This is a genomic window from Ignatzschineria sp. LJL83 (assembly GCF_054871845.1).
This window is the reverse complement of record NZ_JBTXLY010000006.1, coordinates 45,861-60,809: the sequence shown is the minus strand read 5'-3', so window position 1 is coordinate 60,809 and position 14,949 is coordinate 45,861. Positions and strand designations below refer to the sequence as shown.

Here is a 14,949-nt window from a genome sequence, read left to right as displayed (position 1 = left end):
AAGGGTTTATCTGTTTGGCGGAAAAGGAGGGATTCGAACCCTCGATACGCTACTAACGTATACCCGCTTTCCAGGCGAGCGCCTTCAACCACTCGGCCACTTTTCCATAATTTCGGTTGAGGAGCATAAGATACTAAATATCATCACGATTGACAAGCCTAACGTGTAAATAGATATCGCCCTTTTTGTACACCATAATCGAGCTGGCTCTGATTTTTCTCAAACTGATCATACCCTTCTCGAAGATTATTCCAAAACCCATAATTAACTGATTGTTCTTCTTGAAATAATCTCTCATTTGTCATTTTAAAAGGGTATGCTTGGACTTCGACATATTCTTGGCCATTATTCAGGGCAAGTTCTACTAAACCGTAGATCTCTTCAATTTGGTCATCTCGCATTGCGTAACATCCTACAGAATCACACTTGCCATGCACCATTAAGTAATTCCCGGTTCTGCCGAGAGATCTGTCAAATGCATTGGGATATCCTAAGTTGAATGATTTATAAAATCGACTATATGGATTCAACGCTCGCTTATTCACACGGTAAAATCCTTCCGGAGATTGTTTATCCCCTTCATATAATTTCGGACCCAAATCGCCCGAAAAATTACAGATCGGATAATTGCTGAAATGAATATATCGAGATTTCCCACTTGGTTTCATCCAAAGTTCCAGCATCGCTTCTTCTTTGAAAATACGGATTAAGACTTCATCCCCTTTTTTCAAACCATAGTTTTGTAATCGTTCCGTTAAAGGTCCGCCGGAAATATAAGAAGGCGATAAGGTCTGTGTCGTTTGTGAAGCACAGCCTATTAAAAAAGCCATTAAACAACAGAGTAATCCATATTTTACCGATAATCTCTTCAACACGAATCTTAACCTTTTTATTGCATTTATAAATAAATACCGCCGATAAAAATTATTGACGGTATTTTCTACTCTGCATCCATGCAAACTCTTGATAGCCCTCTTCACAGCAAGATTTCACTCGATTATTTCTTGCGATGAATGACATCCTTAGAATGATATTAATAGCTGTCTCATTAAAACTGAAGAATCTCTAATACTTGCGAATGTAATGCCGGCGTTGATGCAAGGATCGTTGTTACCTCTAAATCAATCTTCGAGCCATCTAATGCCGTCATTTTACCACCCGCTTCATTCACAATGATGGAAAGTGCCGCGATATCTAAAATATTCACATCTGATTCCACAATCAGATCTAATTTACCTGTTGCTAAGAAGTGATATTGTAAGAAATCCCCAAAGCCACGAGTAGAGTTTACTTGTCCTACGAGCTTGCCGTAGTTCGCCCATTTCTCGGCATTTTGCGTTAAACGCTTTAAGTTGCCGGAAGAGAAAACTGCTTGTGATAATTCTGAAATATCACTGACTGAGATTTTCTTACCTTCAGAGAACGCGCCTTGACCTTTCAGTGCATAAATTCTCTCACCGCCGTTAAAGCATGGTGCTGTTGAAACGCCGAGAACAATCTCACCTTTATACATTAATGCAATTTGGCAAGAGAACATTGGGCGTCTTCTTACAAATGCTTTTGTGCCATCAATAGGATCAATCAACCAGATGAAATCAGAAGTCATATTCTTTTGACCGCTCTCTTCACCGAAAAATCCATGATCCGGAAACGCTTTAGAAATATGCTCGTAAATTGCTTTTTCAACGGCAATATCTACTTCAGTAACCGGCGTTGCATCCGCTTTAATCTCAATTTTAAACGCATTTTCATCATACGCTGTTGCGATCAATTTTCTTGCGATTTCTGAAGCTTCGAGAGCACAATCTAAATACTGTTGCATATCCATATCTTATTTACCATTCTCTTGTTTGTCGTCTGACAATTTGATTAATCTATACTATTTTCGATTTTTGCTATAAAAAAACAGATGATGGGAAATTCCGATCATCTGCTTATTTTATTCATCTATTTCATTTTATTGAGCATTGGGAAACCGAGTTTTTCTCGAGATTCATAATAACTCTGAGCGACCATTCCCGCCATTTTACGAACTCGTAAAATATAGCCTTGACGCTCTGTGACGGAGATTGCTTTACGCGCATCTAATAAGTTAAATGCGTGAGATGCTTTTAATACTTTCTCATATGCCGGCAATGCTAAATTCTCTTCTAACAATCTTGTCACTTCTTGTTCATAGAAGTTGAAAGAATGTAATAGGAATTCTACATCTGCATGAGAGAAGTTGTAGTGCGATTGCTCTACTTCATTTTGATGGAAAACATCGCCGTAAGTAATGGTTCCAAAAGGTCCATCTGACCACACGAGATCATAAACGCTTTCCACATCTTGTACATACATTGCAAAACGCTCTAAACCGTACGTAATTTCACCCAAAACAGGTTTACACTCTAAACCGCCGGCTTGCTGGAAGTAGGTAAACTGAGTGACTTCCATGCCGTTGAGCCAAACTTCCCAACCTAATCCCCATGCGCCTAATGTTGGCGATTCCCAGTCATCTTCTACGAAACGGATATCGTGTTTTTTCGTATCAATGCCGAGCGCTTCTAAAGAACCAAGATAGAGTTCTTGCATGTTTTCCGGCGAAGGTTTAATCGCTACCTGAAATTGATAATAGTGCTGTAAACGATTTGGATTTTCTCCGTAACGGCCATCTGTTGGCCTTCTTGAAGGTTGCACATATGCCGCAGCCCAAGGCTCAGGACCTAATGCACGAAGAAACGTTGCGGTATGGAATGTTCCGGCACCTACTTCGATATCGTAAGGTTGTAAAACGGCACAACCTTGCTCTGCCCAGTAGGTTTGCAACGTAAAAATCATCTCTTGGAATGTCATCTTTTTCATGTCGTTTCTTATCTCATTTCTTAATCGACTAATGCTTCACTATTACTTACTTTCTAAGTCTTAGTTTTTCATTCTTAATTTTTAATTCTTAATACTCTATTCTTTTGCAATAATCTGCGATCAAGCGCAGATTATTAACTTCATCTTTTCTTCGTTCGGTATTATAACCGATCTACAGAGATCTTTTTATCATGATTGCGCTGTCCTGATGAATTTCTCCGAATCTTATTCGGAATCTTACCCAGAACCTTATCTCTAAATTCTTACTTTAAGGTTTCCCGTGAGCTTCTTTAGCCTTCAGAATTTCCTCATCTGATCCTTCATCTAGCTCCTGTTCTCCTCGCAGAATTTCCGATTTCACATCTTCAATAGGAAGCACTGCACCTTCTCTAAAGCGATGCTCTCTTTGTGGGATCGGGATCTCAATATTATGCTCACGAAGCGCCGTATCAATCGCCCACATATATGCCGCGCGAATCCCATTCGGACGTTTTACCGCACGCGCAGTTAACCAAACTACTAATTCAAATTCATAATAGTAATCTTTAAAATCAACTAACCAAACTGCAGGATTTCTTCCTGGAATTCCTTTTAAGGTATGAGGCAAGGCTTCAGCTGCTGCAAGTACGGCTTCTCGTACCACTTCTTTATCTGTACCGTAAGCAACTCTAAAAGGATAACGCATTCGGCGTTGTGGCTCTTTCAACGTCCAGTTCAACATTTTAGTGTTGATGAACTCTGAGTTCGGAATCACGATATCAACATTATCATTATCCGTAATAATTGTTGCGCGAACGTTAATCTCTTTCACTTCTCCCCAGAGAGCTTTGCCATCTTTCTGATCTTGTAGCTCAATGAAATCTCCCACTTTAATGGAACGTTCAAAGAGGAGTATTAACCCTGATACAAAGTTATTGACGATGGATTGTAATCCAAATCCAAGCCCGATCGCTAATGCCCCGGCAACGAGTGCAAAGTTTGTAAAGTCGATTCCAACGGCCGTTAAACCATATAAAAATCCAAATAAAATAATGGAGTAATAAGTTAAACGTCCTGCTAAGTAATATGCCGGCAACTTGTCATCGCCACGCTTATTTCCCATTCGGTTAAAAATACGATTGAGCCAAAATGCAATCCACCAACAGACTAAAACAATCAGCAAAAACTGTGCAAAACTCAACGCGGTTACCGGCGTTTCTCCTACCGTAAACAGGGGCGTTCGAATCAATTGCTTCACATTACGCCAAGCGTAACTTAAGCTACTTTTTGTCCGGTTAATGGTATTAAGTAAAATCCCTTGATACTGCAACAACTGGTTTTCAAGGATTTTCCCCATAAATTGACTATCAGCAATCTCTGTTTGGAGCTTTTGAAGCAACACGGAAGTTTCTTGAATCAGGATTAAGCGATCATTAGCAATGCCGGCAAGAAATCCATTTTCATTAATTCCGCCTCGAGTTTCAATATCCGCAAGCAAGGCATTCGTACTTCCTCGCTCCACTTCATTCTGCGTAAACCAATCTTTAGCTTTCAGCGATACTTCTTGTAACTCTCTTTGACGTTCCGCATAATTTTTCTGAATACGCTCAACATCAACGCCCTCCTCCTGAGATAAAATCGCTAAAATATCGCGTTCGTTTTCATACATATCTAAACGTACTTCTAACACGGCAACATTGATTTTCTCTTTGGAAACTCGCTGACTTCTAAGCCTTGCTACTGCCTGATCTTCAATGGTTTCATCCGGCAATAAAAGTAATTGTGATTGTTCACGCAGAAGTTTTGTATTCGCTTCTTGTAAACGCACTGAGATATTCGCAATGCGCTCATCTAATCCGATCTGTTCCTCTTCTGTGAAACTCAAACGGCTAATAACAATGCCTTTATCCGCTTGAATATCTTGTAATTCTGTTTCTAATACGGCTAAATTCCCTTTTAAAAGTCGCATTCTTTCGCCAATCAGAGCTTGTTCTGTTTGAGAAATAATAACTTTAATGGCCGCTCGATATCGATCTGAACTACCTTCCGGCGTTTCAAGATAAGAAACATGGCGATTATTGATCCTACGAGTCAAATATCGATATTGAACATCTTGATCTCGAATATCTTCTCGGATACTAATAATTTCACTATTTAAATCACGCTCCCGATGAATCAGCGTTAATAATTCTGCAATGTTATACGCTTCTTGTAATTCGATCTTGGGAGCTTTTCTAGTAACTTGTTTCTCTTTAAGGGCAACATAGGCAAAGAGATTGGCACTAATTTGCGAGATTCTGGGTTGCTCTTTTGCCTGTACCGATTCAGAGAGCGTTAAAGCTTCTGTTTCTAATTCATCTAAAAATGCGATTACAGATTGACGAAGAGGATCTCCTTGTTGCTCCGCAAAATAATTCCACCAAATGGTTGTCAATGCCATGGGATCAGGCATTTCCATAGTTTCTTTTGGCTTTTCAGCACCGGCAACGCCATTTTGTAAAATGGAACCAATAGGATGCACCTGAGAGAAAGCGATATTAACACCCACAAATAAGAGTAAAATCAGGGTCGTTATTCGCTTAATATAGTTCACGGGCACCTCTTTTTAATTCGCTAAATTATCTCAAAAATCATTGTTCTTGATCTTTCTGGACTCAAGGCTAATATTATTGCATATAGCGCGCACTCAATCTAGAATATGAGACCGAATTATTAATTATTTTAAGGAAATAGAGATGTCCGATAAAATAAAAGAAAATCAAAGCATTGAATCACAACTTCAAGCACTCACAAAAATTGTAGAAGCTCTCGAAAATGACGAGCTTTCATTAGAAGAATCCTTAACAAAGTTTGAAGAGGGAATTTCTCTTACAAAAGCCTGTCAAGAGAGTCTTGAAGCCTCTGAAAAACGTATCAATCAACTACTCACTAAAGATTAAGGAAACCACCTTTCATGCCAACAGCTTGGTTTAATGATCAATTTCATGATTTCGAATCTGCATTTCAATCTCAACTAGAAGCCATTCATGCACCAAAGCGCTTAAAAGAAGCGATTCTTTATAGCACCTTAAATGGTGGAAAACGCCTTCGTGCACTTTTGACATTAGCAAGTGGCGAACTGTGTGGTGCAAAGAGAGAAACGCTCTACCCAATTGCCGGCGCAATTGAATGTATCCATGCATATTCCCTCATTCATGATGATCTTCCAGCGATGGATGATGATGATTTCAGACGTGGAAAACCCACTTGCCATAAAGCATTTGATGAAGCCACCGCAATTTTAGCAGGCGATGCACTCTTAACATTGAGCTTTGAATTACTCAGCCAAATTCCTGATCTTTCTGCCGAGAAAAAACTAGAAATCATTCAGCTCTATAGTTTCGCTGCCGGCACGCAAGGGATGGTTGGCGGACAGTTTATCGATCTTGAATCAGAAGATAAAACGATTACGCTCAGAGAACTTGAAACCATTCATCGCAAAAAAACAGGCGCACTTATAAAAGCTTCGATTTTAGCAGGCGCAATTGCCGGCAATACGAATCAAGACACTTATGATAAACTAGCCGTTTATGCAGACAATATTGGGCTTGCGTTCCAGATTAAAGATGACATTTTAGATGTCACAGGAACCCAAGAAGAGCTTGGGAAAATGCCGGGAAGCGATCTATTACAGGATAAATCCACTTATATTTCCCTTCTAGGTCTTGAATCCTCCGTTGAAAAATTAAACGGATTAACCGATGTCGCCATTGAATTATTGGCACCATTTGGCGAAAAAGCAGAACCGCTCATTGAACTTGCGCATTATATTCAAAAGCGAAATCATTAAGGTTAGAGTATGAATCCAACACCATTACTTGATCAGATCCAATCCCCTCTTGATCTTAAAAATCGATCACTTCAAGATCTCGATCTTATCTCAAAGGAATTGCGAGGATTCTTAATCGATAGCGTTCTCGATTCCGGTGGCCATTTTGCCTCCGGTCTTGGTGTTGTTGAACTTACCGTTGCACTGCATCATGTATTTAATACGCCGCACGATAAGATTATCTGGGATGTAGGACATCAAGCCTATCCCCACAAAATCCTCACGGGCAGAAAATCAAAAATTCATACCATTCGTCAAAAAAATGGCTTAGGTCCTTTCCCAGCAATTACGGAAAGTGAATATGATGCATTTGGCGTGGGACACTCTTCTACCTCCATTAGTGCAGCACTTGGAATGGCGGTGGGCGCAAAACATCACACAGATTCCGAGCAGCAGCTCATTGCCGTCATTGGCGATGGCGCATTAACCGCAGGACAAGCCTTTGAAGCGCTAAATCATGCAGGCGATTTAAAAGCAAATATGCTCGTAATTTTGAATGACAATAATATGTCAATCTCACCAAATGTCGGTGCTTTAAGCACCATGCTCACAAAAACATTATCAAAACCAAGCCTACAATCCATTCGTGAAAGCGGTGCAAAGATTTTAGAAAATCTCCCATTTCCTCATGCACTAGACTTAGCAAAACGTGCAGAAACTCGAGTTAAAAGCGCGGTTGCCGAAAAGAGTGTGATTTTTGAGGAATTTGGTTTTCAATATTTTGGCCCGATTGATGGTCATGATTTACCAACATTAATCGCAACGCTTAAAAACCTCAAACAAAAATCCGGCCCCAAATTCTTGCATATCACTACCAAAAAAGGGAAAGGATATGCCAAAGCAGAAGCGGAGCCAGTGAAGTTTCATGCGGTTTCTGCCACAAAGAAACCAACCAAAGAAGTGACTCAAACTCAGAACACTGAAACGCCAATATCAAAAGCATCAGGATTAACTTATACACAGGTTTTCTCACAATGGCTCTGCGATACCGCTGAGATTGAACCAAATCTAATGGCGATCACGCCGGCAATGTGTGAAGGCTCTGGTTTAGTAGAATTTGGTAAACGCTATCCAAGTCGTTTTTTTGATACGGCAATTGCTGAACAACATGCCGTAACATTGGGTGCAGGAATGGCAACCGGCAACTTAAAGCCTGTCGTTGCAATCTATTCAACATTCCTTCAACGTGCCTATGACCAATTAGTACATGATGTGGCGATTCAAAACTTAGATGTGACCTTTGCCATTGATCGTGCCGGCATTGTCGGCCCTGATGGCGCAACACACGCCGGAACTTTCGATCTTGCGTTCTTACGCACGATTCCCAATATGGTCATCATGGCGCCTTCGGATGAAAATGAGTGCTATCAAATGCTCACAACAGCATATCAGCACAAAGGCCCTGCGGCAGTACGTTATCCTCGTGGTAAAGGCATCGGCAAAGAGATTGAAGCGACTGCAACCGAAGCGCTTCCATTTGGAAAAAGCCTCATCAAACAGGAAGGCGAAAAGTTGTTAGTCATTAATATCGGTTCAATGATGACTTTAAGCCAAGCGGTTACTGATCATTTTAATGCAACACTTTTGGATCTTCGTTTTGTAAAACCTTTAGACAAAGAAACGTTAACAACACTCGCGGAATCGCATCAAGCGATTATCACTATCGAAGATGGTGCAATCATGGGCGGTGCCGGATCTGCGGTTTCTGAACTTCTTAATGAAGAAGGTTTCTATCTTCCGATCAAGCATTTCGGCATTAAAGATTATTATCCAGAGCATGGCGAACGTGATGAGGTTTTTGCCGAATATGGTTTAACTCCAGAATCTCTTATTGAAGAAACAACGAGTTTCCTACAAAAAGCATTACGTTAATTAATCCCTTCGCTGCTATACATAAAGGGAATGTTTTCACAAATATCAGACAACAAAAAGCCTTTACCACTGATCTAGCGGTAAAGGCTTTCTTAAGCAAATTTCACGATACTAAAATTACGCGAGCGCCTCTGCAAGCACTTTAATTTGCTCAGCTGTAATTTGTTGAATACCAATCTCTGCAAGATCTAACATTGAGAGCAATTCACGCTTATCAAATGCCGCTTGCTCAGCCGTTGCTTGCACTTCGATAATCTTGCCTTCGCTTGTCATAATGACATTCATATCTGTATCCGCATTACTATCTTCAATGTAATCCAAATCAAGTACCGGCGTTCCTTGATAGATTCCTACCGAGATTGCCGCAATTTGAGAGATTAACGGCGTTTTCTCTAATGATCCTGCTTCCACTAATTTCTGAAGTGCGATGACTAGTGCAATGTACGCGCCAGAGATTGATGCCGTTCTTGTACCGCCATCTGCCTGAAGTACATCACAGTCAATTGTGATTGTTCTTTCGCCTAAAAGCTCAAGATTCACTGCTGCACGAAGGGAACGACCGATTAAACGTTGAATCTCTAAAGTGCGTCCGCTCTGCTTCCCTCTTGCCGCTTCACGACCTGAACGTGTATGCGTTGATCCCGGCAACATACCATATTCTGCCGTAACCCAACCTTTTCCTTGTCCACGTAAGAATGGCGGAACACGCTCTTCAACAGATGCAGTGCAAAGTACTTTTGTATTACCAAATACTGCTAATACAGATCCTGCGGCATGCATCGTGTAATTAGGAATAAATTGCAACTCTCGCATCTCATTTGCAGCTCTTTTTGATGGTCTCATAATCGGCTCTCTCTTAGATAGAATTCAACTATTAAAATTTAAACTTAGAAGTGCAAAAACGCCCGTAAAATACGGGCGTCTTACAGCTATTTGAAACTTAACCCATTAAATAGTGGGTTCAAAGCGCACTGCCATAACTCTGGGTTATTACAGTGATGTATCCTATATTTTATTAATAAGCTAAGGAATAACTGATTATTCCATCTCACTTATTAATCTCACTCCATCAAGCTTTGGAAATACTCGATTGAGTGAAAGATTTCGTGATTATTTACCACGATACACAATACGACCTTTCGATAAGTCATATGGTGTTAATTCTACTTTGACTCTATCTCCCATAAGAATGCGGATATAGTTTTTACGCATTTTACCAGAAATATGTGCGGTGATAACGTGACCGTTATCTAACTCGACTCTAAATTGTGTATACGGAAGTGTCTCGGTGACCGTTCCTTCCATTTCAATATGATCTTCTTTTGACATAGAACTCTTCAAATAGTGTATTAGTTTATTGGTCGGGACAGCAGGATTTGAACCTGCGACCCCTTGCACCCCATGCAAGTGCGCTACCAGGCTGCGCCATGCCCCGACAAAATGAGGTTTAAATAGTAGCAAAGAAAAACAAAAATGACAAGAAACTTAGCGCCTCCCGTCATTTTAACTGTTTATTCTAGCAAATCTTTTTCAGCTTAATTAATCTTTCTTGTTGTAACCGCTTCTGTCTCTGAATCAAAATTAGAGAAGATTCCTGATGTACGGTTACTTGCTTCAATTGCCGCTGTTCCTTTCGCAACAGGATTATCTGCAGCAGCCTTTCTCATATACTCTGTTTGGTTCGGATCTGACTCAAGAGCATTCACACCACCACCTAGTGCTGCATAGAGCATCACATCATTAATATGCTTATTGAAATAAGTTGTCAGCAATGCTTGTCTTGAACTAAACAATGTTCTTTGCGCATCTAATACATCCAAATAACTCGCAATTCCGTTTGTATAGAGAAGATTGGCTAAACGAAGCTGTTCTTCTGTTGTGGATACAAGATTACGTTGCGCAACCAATTGGTCTGCTAGAGGCTGTTTAGATACTAAACCATCCGCTACTTCTTGGAATGCCGTTTGAATTGTTTTCTCATATGTCACAACTGCAACATTTTTACGAACATGAGAAAGCTCTAAATTCTTCTGGATTTGTCCCCAGTTAAAGATTGGTAATGAAATCGTTGGATTAAATGCCCAGCCACCATGACCACCTTTGAATAGATCTGATAAGTCGCCAGAAGCTCTTCCTACTGTCGTCGTTAAACTAATACTTGGGAAGAATGCCGCTCTCGCCGCACCAATATCTGCATTCGCCGCTAACAGGTTATATTCCGCTTCAATCACGTCAGGTCTTACTAATAAAACTTGCGATGGTAAACCTACCGGCAATGTTTCTGTAAATTGTGAAGATCTTAATGCTAAACCTTTTGGAAGATCTGATACTGTCGTTCCGACTAAGGTATATAACGCATTACGTGCGGTTCCTAATTGCGCTTCAATACTTGCAACCTGTGCTTGTGCCGAAAAAACTTGTCCGCGAGCTTGTGCCAAATCAAGGTCATTGGCAATTCCCGCAGATACTTGTTGTTGCACCAAGTTATAAGAAGCTCTATTTGAGTTAAGCGTTTCTTTCGCTACTTGTAATTGCTCTTCCGCTAATACTAAGGATAAGTAACCACGCGCCACACCTGAAACTAAGCTGATATGTGCGGCTTTCTGCCCTTCTTCCGATGCTAAGTATTTTGCAAATGCCGCATCACTCATAGATGCCGCTTTTCCAAAGAAGTCTAATTCAAAGCTACTCACACCGAAGTTAATTGCAGAAGAATCTGAAATCACACGCCCATTTGGTAAGTTTGTTTCAGGATTAAGCCCAGTATTTGCGGATCCTGTCTTACTTCTAGAGAATCCACCACTGACATTCACACCCGGTAAGCGTTCAGAGATAGAGATACCGTAAGCGATTCTCGCTGCTTCCATATTCAAAGTCGCTAATTGTAAATCTCTGTTATGCACTAATGCCGCATCGATTAATGCCTTTAAACGTGGATCTTTAAAATATTGTTGCCAAGTAATTTCGTACGCAAAATTTTGCTCCGCTAACGACCCTTCCGTAATATTTAAAGATGTAGGGAATGTATCAATCACTGGCAGTGATGGGCGCTCATAATTTGGTGCCATTGAACATGCCGCAAGCACAAATGGCGCACCAATAAATAACAATGTTTTTTTCATATTCTTAATGACCAACCTCTAAAGAGTTTGCAACTAACTTCAAATATTTAAATATTAATTAATATACATTTTAAAACTAATTTTGACTTTCGTATTGTAACAATCGACAACAATGTTGTCATTATTTTAAATTTTCCCAAAGCCCATAAAACGTTTTTGCCAATATGGCGTATCAATCCGAGTAATTTCAACACTCTTTCCGGTTCTTGGCGCATGAATCATCTTATTGTCCCCAAGATAAATACCGGCATGAGATATTTGTGATCCGGAAGTAATGAAAAAGATAATATCTCCCGGTTCTGGTGTTGTTGTTCGTTTAAATGCTTGATACATACCACGAGTATCTCTCGGCGTTTCAATGCCGGCATTTTGATACACATATTGAATTAATCCACTACAATCAAATCCTCGTTTAGGATCTGTTCCACCAAAGAGATAGCGCACCCCTATTTGCTCTTTTGCATGAGAGATTGCGCTATTTTTTACATTCAAAAGACTTTCTCGTCTTGTATCAGCGAAGGAGAATGAGGCTAGCAATGCTAACAAAATTAGCATCGTATTTTTCCAATTAATCATATATCCCTTCCTTATCGAATCTCTTTTCTCTCAAAACAAGCATTACTCTGCTTTATTTAATATATAAATTCATGCTTTAACACACAATTTTGCTATAATTTAGCCCTCGATAAATATCGTTTATTCATCAAGGATCTTACCTATGGCACAACATTTAGACAATAAAATTTTAATTGTACACGCAAATCAGCAGGATGCACAGAAAATTGCACGCCTACTCCGTGATGCAGAGTTTTACTCAGAGATTACAACAATCAATGATTTAGCTTCATCTCTAGATCAGTTCCCACCAAAAGGTATTCTTTCTAATACTCCTGAAGAAATTAAAGCGATTCTTACAGCAGAAGGCAAAAATATTCCTGTATTAGCGCTTGATGAAACGACAGATCAAACAGCGATCATCCGCTTTGCAACAGATAACAGCATTCAGCCTGTTTGGAACATTGCCGCATTTATCGAACATCATACGCAAGCAATCAAAAATACTGTTCAATCTGATGAAGTCATTCTCGGCCTTTCTGGCGGCGTAGATTCATCTGTAGTGGCAGCGCTTATGCATAAAGCAATCGGCAATCAATTAACGTGTGTATTTGTAGATACCGGTCTTCTTCGTTTAAATGAAGGCGACAAAGTGATGCAAACATTTGCAGATAACATGGGGATTAAAATTATTCGTGTGGATGCAGAAGCTCGCTTCCTTGAAGCGCTTAAAGGCGAAAATGATCCTGAGAAAAAACGTAAAATTATCGGCGAACTTTTCGTGCGTATATTTGAAGAAGAATCTCGTAAACTTCCAAGCGCAAAATGGTTAGCGCAAGGGACGATCTACCCAGATATCTTAGAATCGCTTAATACAAAAGATGGCGTTGCCGTAAAATCTCACCACAACGTGGGCGGTTTGCCGGAAGATATGGATCTTAAACTCATCGAGCCAATCAGTTCACTCTTCAAACATGAAGTACGTGAACTCGGTGTTGCTCTTGGTTTACCACGCGCAATGGTTTATCGTCATCCGTTCCCAGGACCAGGTCTTGGCGTTCGTATTCTTGGCGAAATCAAAAAAGAGTATGCTGATATTCTTCGTTATGCAGATGATATCTTCATTGAAGAGCTTATCAAAGCAGATCTTTACGATAAAACATCACAAGCATTTGCCGTATTCGTTCCTGTAAAATCTGTCGGCGTTCAAGATGACAAACGTGTTTACGATTACGTCATCGCACTTCGTGCTATCGAAACTATCGACTTCATGACAGCAAGAGCGGCACATCTTCCATGGGATTTCCTAGAGCACGTTTCCACGCGTATCATCAAAGAAGTCAACGGCGTTTCACGTGTAACATACGACATCTCAAACAAACCACCAGCAACAATTGAGTGGGAATAAGATTTTAAAGTAGTAATTCATCAATACAAAAAAACTCGCTTATGCGGGTTTTTTATTGCAGGTCTTTGGTGAAGGACAATCATCTATTTATTGTGACGTTATGTATCTTAGTTCTTATTCCTAAAAATTCATAAATAGCCTCTACCTTTTTTAAAAAACTTTTATCTTCAGAAAATAAGGCATCAACAAAGCTAGCCATAACTGCATGCCCTTGATCACTCTGAGAAGCTATAAAACGTTTATCTATCTTCAGTTTCGAATCAGGATAATAGCCCAGCATATTCAACATACTATAAATTACATTCACTTTTTGAAAGTCAAAATAATCTCCAGTCGGTTCAATAGGATTCTTATCCATATGAAAAAATTTTTCTATGGAAGTTCTATTCTCTATAGATACATTCTTATGAATTAAGTCATAAATTTTTTGTAATACATTCGGGGCCTTAATATTATTTAATTCTTTAGATCCTGCTTTAAGCTCACTACGAAAAACATCCACCCCTATTTCTCCATCTAGAAAGCCCTGATTAATCAAATAATTTTTAGAACTCTCTTCAGACAACCTTTTAATGTTTCTATTTATTTCCAAAGAGAGAGATGCTAATTCAGGACAATACTTTTCTACTTTCTTAATATTTTTTACTATAAAATCATGCAAATCACTATTCGCACCTATTTGAGCATTAACTATGTTTCCCGAACTTGTATTTTTGATTCCCCCATATATTTTTTTAAGCGGTAAAAGCATAGATTGATACACTTGCTCATGAACAGGCTCTATATTATTTTTATATTTTCGATATACCTCGTAACTATTCTCACTTGTAAGAATTACTTGATCAGTTAACTTAAAATACTCATCAACATGTATTTTCAAATGCCATGCCTGTAATTCATTTAACAAATCAAGAAATCGTTCTTCCCCTCCATCTGATCTTTGAATCTCCTTTAAAGTTTCATCCGAATACACAACTTGATACTTACCGAATAAGATTTCCATGACCTTATCTGATTTATGTTTTGTGAAAAAATCTAATATATTATGATCAAGATATGCTGTCGGCTTTCCTTGATAAAGGGGGATATCTTTAAGCATTTACAGTACCTCTAAATTTAATTATTTCGGATATCTTAATCCAACACTTTTATACTACCAAAATCTCAATCTTTCTAGATTTAGCAGAATCTCTCAATTACCAATATAAACTATTCCATCTTTGCACAATTTATCAACGAATATTACAGAAGTGAATTGAGGGGAATCCTTTAAGTGTGTATTATGTTCTTAGTTATCGAAG

General features: G+C 39.4%; 13 protein-coding genes and 2 tRNA genes. 4 read left to right on the top strand and 11 right to left on the bottom strand.

The window, feature by feature from the left end:
• Positions 1-15: 15 nt before the first annotated feature.
• The 5 genes from ACYSN2_RS05215 to ACYSN2_RS05195 form a co-directional block, all read right to left on the bottom strand.
• Positions 16-106, bottom strand: a tRNA-Ser gene (locus ACYSN2_RS05215).
• A gap of 52 nt (positions 107-158) precedes the next feature.
• On the bottom strand, positions 159-875 hold the full coding sequence (locus tag ACYSN2_RS05210) for a L,D-transpeptidase family protein (RefSeq protein WP_461749200.1): 717 nt from the start codon (positions 873-875) through the stop codon (positions 159-161).
• Between the two features lie 173 nt (positions 876-1,048).
• Positions 1,049-1,828 carry an inositol monophosphatase family protein gene (locus ACYSN2_RS05205; protein WP_461749199.1) on the bottom strand — a complete coding sequence of 260 codons (780 nt, stop codon included), beginning with the start codon at positions 1,826-1,828 and terminating at the stop codon, positions 1,049-1,051.
• Between the two features lie 119 nt (positions 1,829-1,947).
• Positions 1,948-2,844 carry a glycine--tRNA ligase subunit alpha gene (gene glyQ, locus ACYSN2_RS05200; RefSeq protein WP_461749198.1) on the bottom strand — a complete coding sequence of 299 codons (897 nt, stop codon included), beginning with the start codon at positions 2,842-2,844 and terminating at the stop codon, positions 1,948-1,950.
• A gap of 268 nt (positions 2,845-3,112) precedes the next feature.
• The gene (locus ACYSN2_RS05195; RefSeq protein ID WP_461749197.1) at positions 3,113-5,416 is read right to left on the bottom strand and encodes a mechanosensitive ion channel family protein; all 2,304 of its coding nucleotides are present in this window, start codon (positions 5,414-5,416) and stop codon (positions 3,113-3,115) included.
• A 142-nt stretch (positions 5,417-5,558) separates the two neighbouring features.
• Here ACYSN2_RS05195 and xseB point away from each other — a divergent pair, with 142 nt between their 5' ends.
• From xseB to dxs, 3 genes are read left to right on the top strand one after another with little or no spacing between them, the layout of a single operon-like run.
• Positions 5,559-5,762, top strand: a complete 204-nt coding sequence (gene xseB, locus ACYSN2_RS05190) for an exodeoxyribonuclease VII small subunit (RefSeq protein WP_461749196.1) — start codon at positions 5,559-5,561, stop codon at positions 5,760-5,762.
• Positions 5,763-5,776: 14 nt separating this feature from the next.
• Entirely contained in the window at positions 5,777-6,652 is an 876-nt protein-coding gene (locus tag ACYSN2_RS05185; protein WP_461749195.1) for a polyprenyl synthetase family protein, read from the top strand.
• Between the two features lie 9 nt (positions 6,653-6,661).
• Positions 6,662-8,563 (top strand): 1-deoxy-D-xylulose-5-phosphate synthase, encoded by a 1,902-nt coding sequence (dxs, locus tag ACYSN2_RS05180; RefSeq protein ID WP_461749194.1) that lies wholly within the window; start codon positions 6,662-6,664, stop codon positions 8,561-8,563.
• 117 nt (positions 8,564-8,680) lie between these two features.
• Here dxs and rph read toward each other — a convergent pair whose 3' ends face one another.
• The 5 genes from rph to ACYSN2_RS05155 form a co-directional block, all read right to left on the bottom strand.
• A complete protein-coding gene (rph, locus tag ACYSN2_RS05175; RefSeq protein WP_461749193.1) occupies positions 8,681-9,406 on the bottom strand; it encodes a ribonuclease PH in 726 nt (241 codons plus the stop codon).
• Positions 9,407-9,673: 267 nt separating this feature from the next.
• Positions 9,674-9,892: a translation initiation factor IF-1 gene (gene infA, locus ACYSN2_RS05170; protein WP_109189037.1), complete on the bottom strand. Its 219-nt coding sequence runs from the start codon at positions 9,890-9,892 to the stop codon at positions 9,674-9,676.
• 29 nt (positions 9,893-9,921) lie between these two features.
• Positions 9,922-9,998, bottom strand: a tRNA-Pro gene (locus tag ACYSN2_RS05165).
• A gap of 100 nt (positions 9,999-10,098) precedes the next feature.
• Positions 10,099-11,685: an efflux transporter outer membrane subunit gene (locus ACYSN2_RS05160; protein ID WP_461749192.1), complete on the bottom strand. Its 1,587-nt coding sequence runs from the start codon at positions 11,683-11,685 to the stop codon at positions 10,099-10,101.
• Positions 11,686-11,811: 126 nt separating this feature from the next.
• Complete coding sequence (locus tag ACYSN2_RS05155; protein WP_461749191.1) at positions 11,812-12,261, bottom strand: C40 family peptidase; 450 nt, start codon at positions 12,259-12,261, stop codon at positions 11,812-11,814.
• A gap of 142 nt (positions 12,262-12,403) precedes the next feature.
• On the opposite strand from ACYSN2_RS05155, the gene guaA reads away from it, so the two are divergent.
• On the top strand, positions 12,404-13,648 hold the full coding sequence (guaA, locus tag ACYSN2_RS05150) for a glutamine-hydrolyzing GMP synthase (RefSeq protein ID WP_461749190.1): 1,245 nt from the start codon (positions 12,404-12,406) through the stop codon (positions 13,646-13,648).
• A 79-nt stretch (positions 13,649-13,727) separates the two neighbouring features.
• Here the strand turns inward: guaA and ACYSN2_RS05145 are convergent, their stop codons facing one another.
• Positions 13,728-14,747, bottom strand: coding sequence for a hypothetical protein (locus ACYSN2_RS05145; protein ID WP_461749189.1), 1,020 nt, complete (start codon positions 14,745-14,747; stop codon positions 13,728-13,730).
• Positions 14,748-14,949: the final 202 nt, after the last annotated feature.